The organism is Clostridium tyrobutyricum DSM 2637 = ATCC 25755 = JCM 11008, assembly GCF_000359585.1.
GTDB classification, from domain to species: Bacteria; Bacillota; Clostridia; order Clostridiales; family Clostridiaceae; genus Clostridium_B; species Clostridium_B tyrobutyricum.
In genome coordinates this window covers 1-19,897 of record NZ_APMH01000003.1, presented here as the reverse complement: position 1 = coordinate 19,897, position 19,897 = coordinate 1, and the positions used below count along the sequence as shown (strand labels likewise).

The 19,897-nt window shown below is 29.8% G+C and carries 20 protein-coding genes; 4 read left to right on the top strand and 16 right to left on the bottom strand.

Features of this window, described 5'->3' with window-relative positions; all coding sequences use genetic code 11:
• Positions 1-8 precede the first annotated feature (8 nt).
• From hisZ to glyA, 6 genes are all read right to left on the bottom strand, one after another.
• Positions 9-1,184 (bottom strand): ATP phosphoribosyltransferase regulatory subunit, encoded by a 1,176-nt coding sequence (hisZ, locus tag J418_RS0102210; RefSeq protein WP_017750730.1) that lies wholly within the window; start codon positions 1,182-1,184, stop codon positions 9-11.
• A 234-nt stretch (positions 1,185-1,418) separates the two neighbouring features.
• Positions 1,419-2,585, bottom strand: a complete 1,167-nt coding sequence (locus J418_RS0102205) for an iron-containing alcohol dehydrogenase (RefSeq protein ID WP_017750731.1) — start codon at positions 2,583-2,585, stop codon at positions 1,419-1,421.
• Positions 2,586-2,858: 273 nt separating this feature from the next.
• Positions 2,859-3,743, bottom strand: a complete 885-nt coding sequence (locus J418_RS0102200; RefSeq protein WP_182915950.1) for a DegV family protein — start codon at positions 3,741-3,743, stop codon at positions 2,859-2,861.
• Positions 3,744-3,820: 77 nt separating this feature from the next.
• Positions 3,821-7,585, bottom strand: a complete 3,765-nt coding sequence (locus J418_RS0102195; RefSeq protein WP_017894707.1) for a phosphoribosylformylglycinamidine synthase — start codon at positions 7,583-7,585, stop codon at positions 3,821-3,823.
• A 119-nt stretch (positions 7,586-7,704) separates the two neighbouring features.
• Positions 7,705-7,944: a hypothetical protein gene (locus J418_RS0102190; RefSeq protein ID WP_017750734.1), complete on the bottom strand. Its 240-nt coding sequence runs from the start codon at positions 7,942-7,944 to the stop codon at positions 7,705-7,707.
• A gap of 123 nt (positions 7,945-8,067) precedes the next feature.
• On the bottom strand, positions 8,068-9,303 hold the full coding sequence (glyA, locus tag J418_RS0102185; protein WP_017750735.1) for a serine hydroxymethyltransferase: 1,236 nt from the start codon (positions 9,301-9,303) through the stop codon (positions 8,068-8,070).
• Positions 9,304-9,511: 208 nt separating this feature from the next.
• Between glyA and J418_RS0102180 the strand changes: the two genes are divergently transcribed.
• Both J418_RS0102180 and J418_RS0102175 read left to right on the top strand, forming a co-directional pair.
• On the top strand, positions 9,512-10,282 hold the full coding sequence (locus J418_RS0102180; RefSeq protein WP_017750736.1) for a threonine/serine exporter family protein: 771 nt from the start codon (positions 9,512-9,514) through the stop codon (positions 10,280-10,282).
• The gene (locus J418_RS0102175; RefSeq protein ID WP_017750737.1) at positions 10,279-10,770 is read left to right on the top strand and encodes a threonine/serine exporter family protein; all 492 of its coding nucleotides are present in this window, start codon (positions 10,279-10,281) and stop codon (positions 10,768-10,770) included. The genes J418_RS0102180 and J418_RS0102175 overlap by 4 nt, the downstream gene beginning before the upstream one ends.
• A 36-nt stretch (positions 10,771-10,806) precedes the next feature.
• Here the strand turns inward: J418_RS0102175 and J418_RS0102170 are convergent, their stop codons facing one another.
• Positions 10,807-11,079, bottom strand: a complete 273-nt coding sequence (locus tag J418_RS0102170; RefSeq protein ID WP_017750738.1) for a metal-sensitive transcriptional regulator — start codon at positions 11,077-11,079, stop codon at positions 10,807-10,809.
• 157 nt (positions 11,080-11,236) lie between these two features.
• On the opposite strand from J418_RS0102170, the gene J418_RS0102165 reads away from it, so the two are divergent.
• A complete protein-coding gene (locus tag J418_RS0102165) occupies positions 11,237-11,710 on the top strand; it encodes a DUF4883 family protein (RefSeq protein WP_017750739.1) in 474 nt (157 codons plus the stop codon).
• Between the two features lie 84 nt (positions 11,711-11,794).
• Complete coding sequence (locus J418_RS0102160) at positions 11,795-12,448, top strand: DUF4397 domain-containing protein (protein ID WP_017750740.1); 654 nt, start codon at positions 11,795-11,797, stop codon at positions 12,446-12,448.
• Between the two features lie 49 nt (positions 12,449-12,497).
• On the opposite strand, the gene J418_RS0102155 is transcribed toward J418_RS0102160, so the two are convergent.
• From J418_RS0102155 to J418_RS0102115, 9 genes are all read right to left on the bottom strand, one after another.
• Positions 12,498-13,139: a lactate utilization protein gene (locus tag J418_RS0102155; protein ID WP_017894706.1), complete on the bottom strand. Its 642-nt coding sequence runs from the start codon at positions 13,137-13,139 to the stop codon at positions 12,498-12,500.
• Positions 13,140-13,214: 75 nt separating this feature from the next.
• Positions 13,215-13,748 (bottom strand): SMC-Scp complex subunit ScpB, encoded by a 534-nt coding sequence (gene scpB, locus J418_RS0102150; RefSeq protein WP_017894705.1) that lies wholly within the window; start codon positions 13,746-13,748, stop codon positions 13,215-13,217.
• Entirely contained in the window at positions 13,717-14,493 is a 777-nt protein-coding gene (locus tag J418_RS0102145; protein WP_017894704.1) for a segregation/condensation protein A, read from the bottom strand. The genes scpB and J418_RS0102145 overlap by 32 nt, the downstream gene beginning before the upstream one ends.
• Entirely contained in the window at positions 14,462-15,649 is a 1,188-nt protein-coding gene (locus tag J418_RS0102140) for a tRNA nucleotidyltransferase/poly(A) polymerase family protein (protein ID WP_017894703.1), read from the bottom strand. Before J418_RS0102140 ends, J418_RS0102145 begins: the two co-directional genes overlap by 32 nt.
• A 166-nt stretch (positions 15,650-15,815) precedes the next feature.
• A complete protein-coding gene (locus tag J418_RS0102135; protein WP_017750745.1) occupies positions 15,816-17,027 on the bottom strand; it encodes a D-alanyl-D-alanine carboxypeptidase family protein in 1,212 nt (403 codons plus the stop codon).
• 174 nt (positions 17,028-17,201) lie between these two features.
• Positions 17,202-18,080, bottom strand: coding sequence for a site-specific tyrosine recombinase XerD (gene xerD / locus J418_RS0102130; RefSeq protein WP_017750746.1), 879 nt, complete (start codon positions 18,078-18,080; stop codon positions 17,202-17,204).
• Between the two features lie 242 nt (positions 18,081-18,322).
• The gene (gene spoIIM, locus J418_RS0102125; protein ID WP_017750747.1) at positions 18,323-18,970 is read right to left on the bottom strand and encodes a stage II sporulation protein M; all 648 of its coding nucleotides are present in this window, start codon (positions 18,968-18,970) and stop codon (positions 18,323-18,325) included.
• A gap of 65 nt (positions 18,971-19,035) precedes the next feature.
• A complete protein-coding gene (locus J418_RS0102120) occupies positions 19,036-19,557 on the bottom strand; it encodes an NUDIX hydrolase (protein ID WP_017750748.1) in 522 nt (173 codons plus the stop codon).
• A gap of 25 nt (positions 19,558-19,582) precedes the next feature.
• Positions 19,583-19,765, bottom strand: coding sequence for a hypothetical protein (locus tag J418_RS0102115; RefSeq protein WP_017750749.1), 183 nt, complete (start codon positions 19,763-19,765; stop codon positions 19,583-19,585).
• Positions 19,766-19,897: the final 132 nt, after the last annotated feature.

The window sequence follows — 19,897 nt, the reverse complement described above, 5'->3', positions numbered from 1 at the left end:
TATATACTTTAAATTGTTATAAATTCGTCCATTTGTTTTAAATCACAATACTTGCGTGCTTCAGATTCATTATCAAAAATACTCATTTCTACAATGGCATCTTTTTTCCTCAGCTCTTCAGCCTTTGCATAGGCTTTTGCATAATTCTCTTTTTTGTAATATATGAATATCTTTTTTTTGTGAATTCCATATTCATCTACACTATCTATAGCTTTCATTATACTGTCTACATCTATAGCAAGTCCAGTAGCACATTCATCATCACCAAACTGTTTAGCTAAATTATCATATCTTCCCCCGCTAAGTATACTATCACCTACACCTTGTGCATAGCCTCTGAAAATTATTCCAGTATAATAATCGATGTTTTGTATCATTCCTAAATCTACAGATATGTAATTCTTGTATCCTGCGTCACAAACTGCATTATAAAGTTCTCTTACATTATTTATGGATTCAAGTGCTCCTGAATTATCTGTCATTGAAGCTGCCCTGTCTAGAATTTCAATACCACCAAATAATTTTGAAATTTCTCTAAATAGACATCTATCTTTTTCATTTATACAACATCCATTTTCCTCTATGAAATTTTCAAGAGCAGTAAAATTTTTATTTTCTACATAATATTTTAATAATTTTTCTTTTTCATCGTCCATTTCAGTCTCTTTTATTATGCTCTTAAAAAAGTTAATTTGACCGAGTTCTATTTTAAATTCCTTGAGTCCACATTTTAAAAGTGCCCTTATAGCAGTTGTCACAATTTCGGCATCTGCTTTTATGCTTTCTGCACCCAATATCTCTATTCCAGATTGGGCAATCTCCATATCCTTGCCATTCAAATTTTCATTTTCCCTATATATATTTTCTGTATAACATAGTTTCAGCGGATGTGGTGCTCTTTTTAATTTTGTAGCGGAAATTCTAACTGCAGGTGTTGTCATATCAGGTCTCAATACCATCATTCTGCCCTGTTTATCGAATAATTTATACATATTTTCCTGTTTGAATATTGTTTTATCATAATTAAACACATCGTAAAATTCTAAAAGAGGTGATGAAATTTCTAAAAATCCAGCATCTATATAAGTTTGTCTAAGTATATTTTGTATCTCAACTTTTTTACTGCATTCTTCAAAAATAAGATCTTTAGCTCCTTCAGGTATATATCTCTTCCAGTTTTCCATCTCTTGCCTCCTAGTTTTATAATTTATCATGGTAAAGTGATAAATTACTGTAGTGTTAGTTTATCAAATTCTAAAATAAAATTCAATAGTTTTTTTATATTTTATTAGACCTATTCATTATAGAGTAATTCAGCTTATATATTGACTATATTATATCATCAATGTATGGTTATAAAAACAGCATGTGGAATTTCATATGAAATTCCACATGCTGTTAAACAATAATATAATAGATTAAAAATCAACCTTTTTTCCACTATAAATATACTGGAGAAGTTTTTTCATCTCTGGTTCAGTTATCTTTCTAGGATTTGCACCTGTACAAGCATCTTCTATAGCATTGTGTGCTATAAAATCTACATTTTCATTAAAATCATTTTCTTCTATACCATAGTCTTTCATAGTAAGAGGTATGTTCATCGATTTGTCCATATCCTGAATAAGTTTAGTTAATGAATCAATCAATTCATCCTGTGTATTTCCTGAAAGTTCAAGTTTTCTGGCTATTTCAGCATATCTTTCTCCGCAAGCCTTTTTATTAAAGTCTATAACATAAGGTAGGAATATTGCATTTGCACATCCATGAGGTATGTGGAATACAGCACCAACTTTATGTGCCATACTGTGTGTTATTCCAAGAAGTGCATTTGAAAATGCCATTCCGGCCAAACACTGAGCTATATGCATGTGACTTCTAGCTTCCTTGTCTTCTTCATAGGATTTAAACAAATATTTATGAATCATAGTTATAGCATGCATAGCAAGAGGATCAGAAAAATCTGAACGCAATCCTGCAACATATGCCTCTATTGCATGTGTAAGTGCATCCATTCCGGTATGTGCTGTAAGTTTTTTAGGCATAGTTTGAGCAAGAGCTGGATCTATAATTGCTATATCAGGAGTTAAATTAAAGTCAGCTAATGGATATTTAATTTTAGATTTATAATCTGTTATTACTGAAAAAGAGGTTACCTCACTTGCGGTTCCACTTGTAGAAGGTATAGCTACAAATCTAGCCTTCTGTCTTAATTTAGGAATTCCAAATGGAATTATTGCCTTCTCAAAAGTAAAATCAGGGTATTCATAGAATATCCACATTGCCTTTGCCGCATCAATTGGTGAACCTCCACCTATTGCAATTATCCAATCTGGTTCAAAATCTCTCATAGCTTTGGCACCATTCATAACAGTTTCAACAGATGGATCAGGTTCAACACCTTCTATTAACTTAGTCTGTATTCCTGCCTCTTTTAAGTAATCTTCCACTTTTTGCAAGAAGCCAAATCTTTTCATTGAACCTCCGCCTATAACAATTACGGCTTTATTGCCTTCTAATTTTTTCAATTCCTCTAAAGAATTTTCTCCAAAATAGATATCCCTTGGTAAAGTAAATCTAGACATATTCATTTTCCTCCATATAATTTATATTTGTTAAACTATTATCTTTGTTTATTATAACATTTCTCTATATAATAGGTAAATATCTAAGTACTACAAACTTATCAACTTTTATCTTTATAATTAAAGTTAGACTAATCTCATATATCGTTTTCAAATGATAATTATACTGAATTATCATTTGTTATAATTTATATTATTAATAAGTTAGTATAAATTATAACAATTAATGTACTTTTATAAAAAGGTGGAGCTTTAAATAGACTCCACCTTTTCTCATTCATAATCTCTAGTTTTTCCTAAAAAGCATAATGATACCATTCCACTTCCACAATGACTTGCAATTCCCAAACCAAGTGGTGCAATAATAAATTTATTATTGGGGAATTCCTTTTCTAACATATTTTTTAGAATCATTGCATCTCCCATACAATCTCCATGAGAAATTCCGATGAGTTGGTCTTGAGTATGAATTCCAGCCTCCTTAAATCTCTGGATTAAATATTTAAATGCCTTTTTTTTACCTCTTATATTTGCCACATTTTTAAGAGCACCATCTTTATGTATAACTATAATTGGCTTTACATCAAGTATTCTTCCAATTACAGCCTTTGAGGAAGATATTCTGCCACCTCTTTGCAAGTGTTTTAAATCATCCACTACAAACCAATAGTTCATCTTATTCTTATTTTGTTCCACCCATTCTACAATATCGTCCTTGTTATATCCTTGCTCTGCCATTTCTACGGCATGATATACTAGAAGTCCCAACCCAATAGAAGCTCCCTTACTGTCTATTACAGTTATATCAGCATCTTTAAATTCATCTAGTATTTCCTCTCTTGCAAGTTTTGAACTATTAAATGTTCCACTTATTGCAGAAGATATTCCTATATATATTATAGGTCTATGTTCCTTTAATAATTGTCTGAACTTTTTTAAGAATCTATATTCATTTACCTGCATAGTATAAGGCATTTCTCCATTTCTAAGTTCTGCATAAAAATACTTATAATCCAATGAATTCCAAAAATCGTCCTCATATTCATTACTTTTAAAATTACACATAAGTCCTAAAAAAGGGATATTATTATTTGTAATATATTCTTTTGGCATATCACAAGTAGCATCTGTCATTATTATAGGTTTTGTCACAAGCATCTCCCCTTATGAGTTTTAAATTTATAACATAATCTAAAACCTAGTATATCATCAATGCCCCATTATTTCTAATTATTTTAGAGTTTAAAATAATTTACTCCAGCTTCAAATATCTTCTGATCTTTATTTCCATAGATATTTTTTATTACATTTTCTCCCACTCTCTCTGAATGGCCCATTTTACCAAGTACTCTTCCATCTGGACTAGTTATACCTTCTACTGCATAGAATGATCCATTTGGATTGAATTCATCATCATAAACTGGCTGTCCGTCAAAATCTACATATTGTGTAGCTACTTGGCCGTTTTGTATCAATCTATTCATGATATCTTCACTTGCAACAAATCTTCCTTCTCCATGTGATATTGCTATAGAATGAATATCTCCAACTTTTACATTACTAAACCATGGTGAAAGATTAGAAGATACTCTAGTATTTACTACACGTGAAATATGACGTCCTATTTTATTGTAAGTAAGGGTTGGATAATCTTCTTTTATATCTCTTATATCCCCAAATGGAACCAACCCTAATTTTATAAGTGCCTGAAAGCCATTGCATATTCCAAGCATAAGTCCATCCCTATTATTCAGAAGTTGCTCAACTGCCTCTTTTATTTTAGGATTTCTAAATACATTTGCTATAAACTTTCCAGATCCATCTGGTTCATCACCTGCACTGAATCCTCCTGGAATCATGACTATTTGAGATGAATTTATTCTACTTTCCATCTCATCTATAGAATCCTCTATCTGATTGACAGTTAGATTTTTAAGTATAAAAGTATCTACTTCCGCACCTGCGCTTTCAAAAGCTCTTTTGGAATCATACTCACAATTTGTTCCTGGAAACACGGGTATAAATACTCTTGGTTTTGCAATTTTGATAGACGGAGATACCCTATCTTTTACATAAAAATCTATTTTACATATATTTCTATCATCTTTTTCAGTCCTAGTAGGAAACACTCCTTCTAAAGTTTCACTCCATTTATCTATCATTGAGTCCAATTCTAAAACAGCATTTCCAAACTCTATAGTTCTGTCTTTATGAGTTATACCAATTATCTTGTAATTTAAATTTTTTAAAGTTTCCTCAGCATCTAAGTCATTATCTAATTCAACTACTATAGAACCATAGTAAGGGAAGAATAATTCTTCTTCTTTTAAACTATTGGAGAGTTTTATCCCTATCTTATTTCCAAAACTCATATTACTTATTGCTTCAGCTATTCCACCGTCTTTAACCGCTTCAGCTGATATTATTTTTTTGTTTTCTATCAGAGAATGTAAAATTTTATAATATTTATTCATAGAGTCAAAATCAGGTATATCGCAATTATCTATATTTACTTTAATAATAGCTATACTACTGCCAAACTTTTTAAATTCTGGTGATATGATTTTTTTCGCATTTTCAGTAGTTACAGCAAAAGATACTAAGGTTGGAGGTACGTCCATATCTTTAAATGTTCCAGACATACTATCTTTTCCACCTATAGCTGCTATATTTAATTTATCTTGTGCATGTAATGCTCCCAGCAGTGCAGAAAATGGTTTTCCCCATCTTTCAGGATCTTTTTGTGGACTTCCAAAATATTCTTGAAACGTAAGTCTTATTTTATCTGCTGATCCCCCTGCAGCCACAATTTTTGCTACAGATTCACATACTGCATACACTGAACCATGGAAAGGACTCCATCTAGCTATTTTAGGATTATAACCATAACTCATAATAGTAGCTGTATTTGTATTTCCAGAAAGTACTGGTAATTTAGCTGCCATAGCTCCTATTTTTGTAAGCTGATATTTCCCACCAAAAGGCATTAATATTGTATTACTGCCTATAGTTCCATCAAATCTTTCTACAAGACCTTTTTGACTGCATACATTGAGATCTCCAAGCATATTCATCCATCTGTTTTTTAAGTCATCATTGCTGCATAATCTCTTATTGTCAAAATATCCATCTGATTCATCAGGAGATTTTACAAACACTTTATTTTTTGCTCTCACTCCATTGGTATCTATAAATTTCCTGCTTAAATCTACAATTATGTTGCCTCTCCAATAAAATTTCAATCTATCTTCTTCAGTAACTACAGCAACCTTTGTAGCCTCAAGGTTTTCTTCTTCTGCATATTTTATAAATCTATCTGCATTTTCTCTTGATACTACTACTGCCATACGCTCTTGTGATTCAGAAATGGCAAGCTCCGTTCCATCTAATCCTTCATATTTTTTAGGAACTAAGTCCAAATTTATCTCAAGTCCTCTTGCAAGCTCTCCGATGGCTACTGATACCCCTCCAGCTCCAAAATCATTACATCTCTTTATTAGAGTACTTACTTCTGACTTTCTAAATAGTCTCTGAAGTTTTCGCTCTGTAACTGGATTTCCTTTCTGCACTTCAGCTCCTGATGTAAGTATTGATTTCTCCGTATGTTTTTTAGATGACCCTGTAGCACCTCCACAACCATCTCTTCCAGTTCTTCCTCCAAGGAGTATTACTATATCCGAAGGCTGGGGCCTTTTTCTAATTACATTTTCCATTGGCGCAGCTGCAACTACTGCTCCAACTTCCATTCTCTTTGCAACATAACCACTATCGTATATTTCACTTACAAGTCCGGTAGCAAGACCAATCTGATTTCCATATGAACTATAACCCTGAGCTGCTCCTACAGTTATCTTTTTTTGTGGAAGTTTCCCCTCCAAAGTTGAATTTAGATCAACTGTTGGATCTCCGCTTCCCGTAACTCTCATAGCTTGATACACATAGGATCTTCCAGAAAGAGGATCTCTTATAGCTCCTCCAATACATGTTGCTGCTCCTCCAAATGGCTCTATTTCAGTAGGATGATTGTGAGTTTCATTTTTAAACATCACAAGCCATTTTTCTATCTTTCCATCTATATCTGCATCTACAACTATACTACATGCATTTATTTCCTCAGACTCATCCAAATCATCCATTTTTCCTTCAGCCTTTAATTTTTTCATTGCAATAGTAGCAATGTCCATAAGACATACAGGTTTTTCATTCCTATTTAAATCATCTCTAAACTTCAGATAATTATTATAGGAACCTTTAATTGGTTCAGAAAATTTTCCGCTTTCAATTTTTATATCTTCCAGTTCAGTCATAAATGTAGTATGTCTGCAATGATCCGACCAGTATGTATCTATTACGTTGATTTCAGTTATACTTGGATCTCTTTTTTCATTATTTTTGAAATATTGCCTGCAAAATTCCAGATCATCCAGACTCATAGCAAGACCTTTTTCATCTATAAATTTTGCTAATTCCTCTCTAGTTTTGTCCCTGAATCCATTCAGTTGTTCTACATTTTCTGGAATGTGAACTTTCTGTTCCAATTGTTCTGGTTTTTCAAGAGGTGACTCTTTAGAATCCACTGGATTTATACAGTAATTTTTTATGCTTTTAAACTGCTGATCTGTTATATCTCCTTCAATTACATATACCTTGGATGATATTATATCAATTCTCTCTTTTTGAGTTAATATTTGAATACATTGAGCTGCTGAATCAGCTCTCTGATCATATTGTCCCGGGAGATACTGAACTGCAAAAGTTCTTTTTCCAACTGTGTCATCTAATTTTTCTTCATAAACTGTATCAACAGTTTTCTCTGAAAAAACTGTATGCCTGGATTGTTCATATTCTTTATTTTCCATGCCTGCGATATCATATCTATTTAATATTCTTAAATTATTTACCTGCTTAATATTCAGGCTTTCCCTTATATCCTTTAAAAGTTTCTGGGCCTCTATATCAAATCCTCGTTTTTTTTCTACAAACAATCTTCTGATCTTCATTCTGTTATCTCCCCTAATCATAATTATATTTTCGAACATTATTTATGTTTTAAATAGGATTATTCGCATATATTATATCATATATACTCATATTGGGGAATAACTACTGAAAAATAAGACTAAAAACTTTTAATTTGTAAAATTTCCTTGGCCTTTTTAGATAAATGATGAACGTTTCCCGAAAAATGCATATCCTTATATACAATTCCCTTAACCAAGTGACCTGACATTGTCCTTACACTAACATATTCTCCAACATTGCAATCAGTTATGCATATACCCCTAAATAATATTTTTACATCATTTCTATTTTCTATATATATTTTTTCTACTTCAACTAGACTTCCCATTTTTATCATAAACATACCTCCGTTAATTTATAAATTTATAAATTATATGAAATATATCGTAAATTTATTCAGATGAAAATAAGAAAGGACGCCGAATAACTTCGGCATCCTTTCTTACTGTATCAACATAATTTATTTATATATAGGAAATCTATTGCAAAGTTCTCTTACTTCTTCCCTTAATCCTGAAAGATCCTTATCCCTATTTTCAACTATATAATTAATGAAATAAGCTATCTTTTTCATTTCTTCCTCTTTAAAGCCTCTAGTTGTTGCTGCAGGTGTACCTATTCTAATCCCACTTGTAACATTAGGTCCCAATTTATCAAAAGGTATAGCATTCTTATTTACTGTTATCCCTGCGTTTTCTAATAATTTCTCTGCTTCTTTTCCAGTCATGTTTTTATTGGTAAAATCAATTAATATAAGATGATTGTCAGTTCCACCGCTTACAAGTCTAAATCCATATTTTTTAAGCTCATCCGCCAACACCTTTGCATTTTTTACTACCTGATTTATGTACTGCTTGTATTCATCTGTAAGTGCCTCTCCAAAGCACACAGCTTTACCAGCAATTATATGCATAAGTGGTCCACCTTGAATTCCAGGAAATATAGTCTTATCAAGTGCCTTTGCATACTTCTCCTTGCACATTATTGCTCCGCCTCTTGGACCTCTTAGGGTTTTATGTGTAGTAGTTGTTACAAAATCAGCATATGGTACTGGAGAAATATGTTTGCCTGCTGCAACTAATCCTGCTATGTGAGCAATATCTACCATCATATAAGCTCCTACTTCATCACATATTTCTCTTATTTTCTTGAAATCTATTTCTCTAGGATAAGCACTGGCTCCTGATACTATCATCTTAGGCTTATATTCTAATGCAAGTTTTCTCATTTCATCATAGTCAATAGTTTCAGTATCCTTTTTTACTCCATAAGAAATAAAATTATACAATTTTCCTGAAAAACTTACTTTGCTTCCATGGGTTAAATGTCCACCATCACTCAAACTCATTCCAAGAACAGTATCACCTAATTTTAATACTGACATGTATACTGCCATATTTGCCTGTGAACCTGAATGAGGTTGTACATTTACATGCTCTGCGCCAAATAATTTTTTCAATCTATCTCTGGCAATATCTTCTACTTTATCTACTACATAGCAGCCTCCATAATATCTCTTTCCGGGATATCCTTCAGCATATTTATTAGTTAGATAAGAACCCATTGCTTCCATAACTGATTGACTTGTGAAATTTTCAGAAGCAATTAATTCTATGCCATCTTCTTGTCTAACTCTCTCTTCCTCTACTATATCATATACCTGTTTATCTGTATCTTGTAGATTTTTAAAATCCATTTTTATTCCTCCTCGGTATTCTAGTGCAGAAATTACACATCTATTATTATATGCTAATTATTATACAGCTTATGTAAATTATAATCAATTATTTTGCTAATATAAAAAATGCTCTAATAATTTATAATTAATTATAGCAAATAATCTTAACTTATACTATAATAATTGTGAATTTATATTGCCATTTTAATTAAGGAGCATTCTACTTATGGATATTAATCGTACGATAAATATAGCTGCTTATGCAGGAAAAATACTTTTAGAAAGCGGTGCAGAAATATATAGGGTAGAAGAGACTATAACCAGGATATGTAATTCCTGCGGTATATTGAAAGTAGATGCCTACGTAACTATAAACGTAATAATAATATCTGCAGAGAGTAATTATAGTGAAACAGTATCTCTTATAAAAAGGGTAAAACGCAGCAGCCAAAATTTAGAAAAAATATCTAGAGTAAATAACATTTCCAGACATATAAAAGATTCTGGTTATACTTTAGAAGACATATATAAAAAGTTACAGAAAATTGACAGTTTGAAGACATATAGTTATAAATTAAATATATTTTCCTCTGGAGGAGCTTCTGGATTTTTTTGTCTTGTATTTGGTGGCAATATAAGAGACTTTGCTATTTCATTTATTATAGGTTGCTTAATAAAATTAGTATCTTCAACTTTAAGTTATCTGCAGGCAAATGAATTTTTTATAAATATAATTTGTGGTGCTATTGCAGCACTTATAGCTTTAGTTAGTACAAAATTAAATTTATCTATACATACAGATACAGTAATAATAGGATCCATTATGCTTTTAGTACCTGGCGTTGCTATAACAAACTCTATAAGGGATACTATTGCAGGAGATTTGCTATCTGGAGTTTTAGGTGGGGTAGAAGCTTTGCTTGTAGCCGTAGCCATTGCAGTTGGCACAGGAATAGTAATGAGATTATGGCTAATTACAGGAGGTTTTAGTTTATGATAATAAATTCTATATATGCACTAATAGCAACCTTTTGTTTTGCTGTACTTTCAAATGCTAGAGGAAAAAAATTGATTTTTGCTTCTGTAGGAGGGGGCATAACCTGGTTTATATATTTATTTGTATCCTCATATTTAAATTTATCCAGTATACTATCTTATTTTTCTGCATCTCTAGTAGGTGCAATTTATTCTGAAACAATGGCACGTGTATTTAAAACACCAGTAACTACATTTATAATAGGTGCTATAATTCCTCTAGTGCCTGGAAGTGGAATGTACAACACTATGTTTGAAACCGTACAGGGAAATATAGATAAATCTTTAGCTACAGGAATCAATACTATTGGAATAGCTGGTACAATTGCAGTAGGAGTCTTTTCTGTATCCTCAATATCAAAAGCAATTATACTGTTTAAAAGGAAACTACATTTAGATAGAATAAGAGCGCTTAGACATAGATCAAAATCTCATAATTCTAAGATTTAGACTAATTAAGCCAAACTCTAAATCTTAGAAATAAATCTATTTCAAAAACATAGTAAGTGTTGATACAAGCTCTTCTATTTTCTTTTCTTCTGATCTTTTATCATATTCTGTTAAGAAACAAGTTTTAGCATAATTTTGAAGCAATAATCCACCAACTTTATTTATAGCAGCTCTAACTGCTGCAACCTGTATTAGTACATCTTTACAGCAATTTTCTCCTTCAATCATCTTTTCTATTCCCTTTATCTGTCCCTCTATTCTTCTAAGCCTAACTTGGATATCTTTTTTTGGAATTAATTTTTTCTCCAAAGTATTCACTTCCTATTTTATTAATATATTTCAATGAAATCATTTATAAACTGTCTATAATAAATATTATTTATACTTAAACTTTTGTAACTGTAATAAAATATGGTACTTAAACATATTTTTATTTATAACAGTAATCTGATATCAAGGTGATAAAATGAAAAAACTATTATTATGTTCTATTATGATAGTTGCTGTATCCCTTATGCTGGTTGGATGCAGCAACAGCTTAAATATTATTAAATTAAACTCAAAAAAACCTAACCAATTTTACTATACAAGTATATTATTAGAATCATTAAGTTCTGAAAGACCTTCAAAATGTATTATAACCGAGACCAATTTTTACAGAGAAAAACAGTTGGATGCTGATACTATTACAGACATAGCAACTATGTTTAAATCTCTTAATGGAAAAAATTTTATAAGCAGGCCAAATAAACTTCCTGCAAAACCAGCTTATAAAATACTATTAATATTCAAACAGCAAAAGTTACTAGTCAATGTATATAACCAGCAGTATATATCCGTATATCCCTGGGATGGTGAATACCCTATGGATTACATAATTACAAGTAAAATACCTATATCCTTAAACCTATATAATTTAGGAAATTATATGTTTAAATGATGATTTATTCCTTATAATTGTATCACAGTTACCTATTTAAGCATATATTATAATGTGAATAAATTAAATAAAAGGTGGCCTGTAATGTTTATTTCTCCTTATTCATTTTATAGCAATTTTTATAGAATACAGAATCCAATATCATATATGAGAATTTTAAATGCAAGTACAAATTCTCCTGCATTAGATGTATATTTAAATAACAGACTTTTATATAGGAACTTAAATTTTAAAGCATTTTCTGACTATATACCTTTACCATCAGGAACGTACAATGTTACAATTTTTCCTTCTGGTACTACAAGTAACGCTGTCTTTAACAGGGCTATATTTATACCTCCAGAAAAAATCTGGACTACTGCTGTTATAGGTACTTATCCAAATATAAATATACTTCCAATAGAAGATGAAATAAGGCCTAAACTTCCACATAAAGCTCTGGTTAAGTTTGTAAATCTATCTCAAGATTCATCAAACTTGAACCTGTCTATTCAAAACGGAAGAACTTTATTCAGTAATATACCTTATAGAGGAGTTACTGATTATGTTGATTTAGATCCTAACACATATACATTTAATGTTACAGACAGCAATACCGGAAATCGACTTATATATGTTCCAAATATCAGATTAACTCCTAATAGATTTTATAGTATCTACACTGTTGGGAATGCTTCAGAACCTTCTAATCTACAGCTTCTTATTCCTCTAGATGGTAATAGCTACTTAAGACTTTAACTATATGTTTTTAAATCTTGTTAAAGTAAGTATTTACTTTAACAGGATTTTAATATCCTAGATTTTTATCTACAATAATAACTTTTATTCTTCCTTTTACATTTTGTCTTTTTATTAGAACATAATCATTACAAATTCTGTTATCTGATTTACACTCTACACAATATCCAGACTGAGTACAGGGAGTACCTACATTCAATCGTTTCGTATTAGCAGGAGCTGCAAAATATTTAGTTCTCTCCACTGCAGCATCTATATCTTTGACTATTTTATTCAATCCAGCTACTACCAAAACCTGTTCCGGCCCATATATCATGGCAGCCACTCTATTTCCGTTTCCATCCACATTGTATAATTCTCCACTTTCAGTTATTGCATTACTGCTCACTATATATGTGTCACTTAATAGACTTCTCCTATAAATATCTTTCATATCTTTTCGATTTAATCCTTCTTTGTATCTATCCAAAAAATTGTAGTTTCCGCTCTTTAACATATCTATTACGCCAGTTTCAAAAAGTGTCATAGAACCTCCTACAGCTATAATTTCTCCATCTTTTATAAAAGATTTGACCTTATTAACAGCTTCCTTTTCATCTTTAACTAAATATGCTTCCATATTATTTTTTTTCAAATTTTCTATTGTTCTTTTTATTCTCTGTCCATTTACCCATTTTAAATTTTTATCCATAAGTATCAGTATCCTTTCATTTATTGCTTATAATTATAGTATAAATAATTAAATTTCTATTTTCAACTGTACAAATCAGCTCAAGTCAGGCAATACCTCTATATTCTCAAGTCCAAAATACCTTAGAAACTCCTCAGTTGTACTATATAATATTGGTCTTCCCGGAACATTTAATCTTCCACTTTCTTTTATAAGTTTCTTTTCCAATAAATTATAAATTGCCCTGTCACTTTTAACCCCTCTTATTTCATCTATGTCCACTCTAGTTATAGGCTGCTTATATGCAATTATAGAAAGTGCTTCAATGGATGCCTGTGAAAGTGATTGTCTGGAATTTATACCAAGCAGTTTTTCTACATAATCACTATTTTCTGATTTAGTAACTAAACTATATTTGTCATCTAAATTCATAATCTTTATTCCTCTATCAGAACTATCATAATTCTTCATCATTTCATTCATTACTTCTTTTGTAAAATTCAAACTACATTCTATAATTCCAGCAATTTGATTTATCTTTACAGGTTCACCAGATACAAAAAGGAGTGATTCAATTACTGAAAAATATTTACTATTATTATTTATGTCCATCATAATTTGATTTATCATTCTCTTCTAACCTCTCTACATATATTTCTTTAAAATTTTCTCTTTGAACTACTTTTACTGTTCCAATTTTTATAAGTTCTAAAAGTGCAACAAAAGTAACTGCCTTTTCAATTTTATATGAGCACTTTTTTAAAATATTGGAAAATGCAAGGGATTGTCCAATGTTTATGTTATCTATTATGTATTTCATCTTGTCTTCTATTTTAAATTTATCCCTGGATATTTTTCCTCCAAACTTATTTTCTCTATTTGTTTTTTCCATATATATATCCATAAGTTTAGAATAAATATTATATAATTTCATCATAGTCAAACCTTTTAAAAATTCTTCTGGCTTCAAATCTTCTTTGTTTCTAACTATTATTTCAGGCTTTTTATTAAAATTCCTTCCTACTTTTTTTTCCCTTTTTTTTAGAAATTCCGCTGCACTTTTAAACTTTTTATATTCCACCAACTTTTTTACCAATTCTTTTCTTGGATCTTCAGATTCCTTTTCATCTTCAGTATCAATTGATTGTTTTGGAAGAAGCATTTTTGACTTTATCTCTAAAAGTGTAGATGCCATTACAATAAATTCAGAGGTCAATTCTAAATCCAACTGTTTTATGGTATGTATGTACTCTAAATATTGATTTGTTATATCATGAATCTTTACATCGTATACGTCCATTTTGTTTTTTCTGATGAGATGAAGAAGCAAATCAAAAGGTCCTTCAAAATTTTCTATCTTTATATTTAAGAGCATTTTTTATTTCCTCCGGATCAAGTTCTTTTTCTATACCTGTATTTAATCGTATTTTCATACTATGTTTTAGTATTATTCCAATACACTTTCCATTTTTAACACCTAATGACTTTACCTTATTCCCATTTAAGCACAATTTACATGATTGTAAATTATACATATAGTTGTATATTTTATAAGCCAATTTAAAATTCCAGCTTAAATATATTAAAACATAGCTATGAATACCTTGGAAGACTTTAAAGATTTCATAGTTATCTAAAATATTATCTTCAATGCTCTTAATAGAATGATAATTTTCTCTTATATAAATTAAAGCCTTCTTTACTCTTGTATCCAAAATAGAGTTATATGTTAAGATATTACCTTGCTTTTTATCTCTAAGTGAATAGTATAAATTTAGGACTCTGATATTTATGTCATTATAGTCTGTATTCAAATTAATTTTTCCAATAAGGCCACAATTTAATTTAAATATATGAAACTTTTCAAATAACAAATAAGCATTCTTCCAGTTCTCTTCTTTACATAATAAATATATTTCTCTTACTAAACGATCTGTACTTATACTCTGAAGTGCTTTATTACATATGCAGTTCATTATTTCATTAACATCATATAAGTAAAATCCATATCGTATACTATATTTAATTGCTCTAAATATTCTAGTAGGGTCCTCCATGTAACTGTTTTTATGTACTTTCTTTATCAATTTTTTCTCTATATCACTATTTCCCCCATAAGGATCTATTAGTTTATGATCTGACAAATCATATGCCAATGCATTTACAGTAAAATCTCTTCTATAAAGATCATCTTTTATATCAGATGGAATAATTTTTGGGAGCATACCCGGCTTTAAATAAACTTCTTTTCTACATCTTATAAGATCTATACTTATTCCATTATTGAATATTATGGAAGCCGTTTGAAATTCATCATAATATTTGAATTTATGCACTCCTCCTAAACTTTTTAAAACAACTATAGGATCCTCATTTAAACATATGTCTATATCTTTTACATTGACATGAAGCAATATATCCCTAACTGCTCCACCTACTACATATGATTTTATATCTTTAATTCTGCATATACGTTCTATTGAATTTACAATATATAACTCTTCATCATTAAATCCGCTTAATATATCCAAATTTATCTCTCCATATTATAATAAAGGCAGAAAAATCACCTTATAGGTAAATTTCTGCCTTTATTATACCATTACATACTTATAAATAAGAATTTTATTTATAATTTATATAACTTTAATAAGAATTTTATTTATAATTTATATAACTTTAAATAGTCGATTCATGTCAAACTCCTTTATTTATAATATCAGAAAAATTATTTTTCAAATTTTTTAAAATTCCTGGTGATTTAACATCTCTATCAGTGCAAACATCTACTTTTCCAACCAATTTTCCGTTTGTATATATATTACAATATCCTATATTTTCACCTTTTTTGTACTTCTTTTTATTTTTATTCAAAATGCAATTATAGGTAATTTTGTCTTTGCTATTTTTTTCAACTATGACATTAAAATCATCTTTTGCTATTGCATAGAAAAATTTGTCTCCTTTTTTATTTAAATTTATCTTTTGTACTGCTTTTCCCTTAGTAATTGATTTTATAGACTTATATTTTGAAAATCCATAATTCATTAACATACTTGCGTCTTTATTTCTTATTTTATAGCTTGGAGAACCCATTATAACAGCTAACATTCTAACATTATCTCTTGTAGATGTAGCAGATATACAGTATTTAGCTGCATCAGTAAATCCTGTTTTCAGACCGTCACAACCCTTGAAAAATCTAACCAACTTGTTGTGATTGACTAATTCTATTGGACTTTTTCTTCCTTCTGATATAGTTTCCATATATGTTCCCGTATACTTCAATATTTGTGGATGTTTAAGAAGTTCTCTTGACATTATGGATATGTCATAAGCGGAAGTCATATGGCCAGGAGCATTTAGTCCAGTGCAGTTTTTAAAACTAGTATCCTTCATGCAAAGTTCCTGTGCTCTTTTATTCATCAATCCTACAAAGGCCTGCTCACTTCCTCCTAAATATTCAGCCATGGCAACTGCTGCATCGTTTCCGGAAGCTATACCAATTCCCTTTATAAGTTCTTCAACAGTTCTTACTTCCCCAGTATCTAGGAGCATTGAACTTCCACCCATTTTTTTAGCATTTTCACTTATGGTTACCTTATCTTTCAAGCTTATTTTTCCTGAGTCCACAGCTTCCATAGTAAGAAGCATAGTCATTATTTTGGTAACAGAAGCCGGTTCAAGTTTTTCATGAGAATTTTTTTCAAATATTACTTTTCCAGATGTAGGTTCCATAAGTAGAGCAGACTTTGCATCTACAGTTAAATTTTCATTGTCTTGTGAATTATATATATGTTTTGAAGATACTTCATAGGCTTTGGTATTACACGTATACGTAATGCAAATCGATAATATGAAAAATACACATAATAATTTACTTATAATCTTCTTTTGTGTTTTTATCATTGATTTTTCTCTCCCTTCATATGTACTTTGAAAAACACAATAATTCTAAGTTTATTATTCTCAATTTAATGAGTTATTTATTCATGATAATGAATTATTTAGAATTTTTATAATTTGGACAAAAAAATATACCCCTCTTTTATAAAGAGAAGTACTTTAATCCTTTTATTTGTTTTATGCCCTTGGATGAGCTTTTTTATAAACTTCCGCTATTTTATTTTTCTTTAGAATAGATTCATATATTTCAGTAGCAGATAAATCTTTATGCCCTAAAAGTTCTTGAACAGATCGTATGTCAGCCCCATTTTGCAATAAATGTACTGCAAAAGAGTGTCTAAGTGTAAACGCATTTATATTTTTATCTATATCTGATTTCTCGGCATAATATTTTACTATTTTCCAAAACCCTTGTCTACTCATCTGTACTCCTCTTAAATTTAAAAATAGAAAATCCAAATTATATGTATTTAATCTATTACGTACATTTAAATATTTTTTTAAATACTTAACTGCTATAGAACCTATAGGTATTATTCTTTCCTGATTTCTGGAATTTCTGCATTTAATATAAGAAAGTTTCAAATTTATATCATATATAGTTAAACTCAAAAGCTCCATAACCTTCATGCCTGATGCATACATAGTTTCAAGCATTGCCTTATCCCTTATCCCCTTATCCTTGCTAAGATCAGGTGAATCCAATAATTTATCCACTTCATCTATAGTAAGTATTTTAGGTATAGTATGTTTAACCTTTGGCATGTCATAATATAATACTGGATTTTCATCCACCACACCTTTGAGCATAAGATATTTGTAAAAACTTCTGAGTGATACTATATTTCTAATTATAGAAGAAACAGCTTTTCCTTCTTTCTGCAGATATTGAACATAGGCCATTACAGATACAACTTCTATGTCTTTTATATTCTCATCCCTATTTTTTATAAAATCACAAAATTTGCTTATATCCCTTACATATGCATCTAATGTATTTTTAGATACCTGTTTTTTTTGTAATGCATAAACATAATTAAGTAAAATACTGTTCAAATCTACCACCACTCTTCAAAACTTCAAAAATTGACTAAAAATCATAATATAATTATACAGTATATTATGATTTTTGTTAAATATATTGTATACAAATATACTATTTTCATATACATTTGGTTTTACTACAAAATAATATATTATATAATCTAAAATTTTCGGCAAAAATATTCCAAATAAAAGGAGTAAAAAGAAGCACTTGAAAATAGTTATTAAAAATCGTAAATTATACTGTCTATCTATCATAATAATGCAGTCCCATTCAGTACAATTAATTTCACCATATTTGGAGTTAAATACACTTCTAATATAAATCCTATACACATTATACCTATTACAAATACAAAGGTTATAGAATAGGATGTCAACTTAAGTAGTATATGTGATTTCCACTGATTATTAGATCTATCCCTGAACATAGTAAGAGAAAACTCCATAGCAAGTACAGATGAAAATATTATACATGGTATATATATTATATTTTGTGGGAATATTCCCAGCAAATCAAACCATATACCTTTCATACCCATTTCTCCTATTATAAAACTTGAAGCAAAGCCAATAGTAAATCCCTTTAAAACATCTATTATCAATATAACAGGTATACCAATCATAGTAAGTCCAAGAAACCATATAGCTACAAGCATAGGAACATTTATCTTTAATGTTTCCATAAATATAGATTTATAATTTATACTACTGTTGTCTATACTATTTTTAAAACTATTTAAATAACTCAATAAATCACTTTTTTCAAATCCTCCCATATATCTTACACTATATACTCCAAGTACTATACCTGTACAAACACATAGAAGACTTATTACATACAGCCAAAAGTTATCTTGAACGTGTTTATTTATTAACTCAGTTACTTTGCCATTCAGCATAATTCATCCCCCTTTTGTTAATCTCTTTTTATATTTATGATGAACAAAAGAGTTATATGACTATATTATATGAACATAAATGAGCTTACTGTTTTTGCATCTTCTATATCACCTGATTTTATCATATCCTTTATCCTGTCTATTTTTATTTCCTTTAAATTTATAAATTCATCTTCATCTCCTATATCATCCCTGCCTTTGTATAGGTCTCTGGCTTCATATATATATATAATTTCGTCACAGAAACCTGGACTTGTGATTATCTTTCCAAGATAATTAAAATTTTTTGACTTATAACCTGTTTCCTCTTCTAATTCCCTTTTTCCACAAGTTTCTGGATCTTCACCTTTTTCTAATTTTCCTGCTGGTATTTCTAAAACCATCCTTTCAAATGGTTTTCTAAATTGCTCCACCATAATTAGAGTATCCTGATCTTTATAAGTTAAGATGGCTACACCTCCGGGATGATTAACTATCTCCCTATTACTTTCCTTTCCATTTGGCAATTTTACTTTAAGCAAGTTCAAATTAATGATTTTACCTTCATATATACTTTTTTTGCCTATAGTCTTTTCTACAAAATTCATAAGTATTTTACCTCCTGAAATCATGTTATTTAATTTGGTCCTCTATACTATTTATAATTCGCTTATAGCTTCTTATAATTTGTTTTAATTCTTCTTCTTTATCTGGATCATTTGACATTTTAATTCTCAACTCATTAATTCTGCTTTTAATTAAATTTTTTAAATCACTTATCTCTTCCAACTCAAATTCCACTTTGATTTTTCCCATTTTATTTTTCTCCTTTTTTATATATTGTAATACTACTATTTTATTCATTCATTAAATGTTTTATTATCAAAAATCTTCCATTCCTGTTTGAATGGAAGATTTTTACTAACTAACTTTATTTTTCAATCTCAA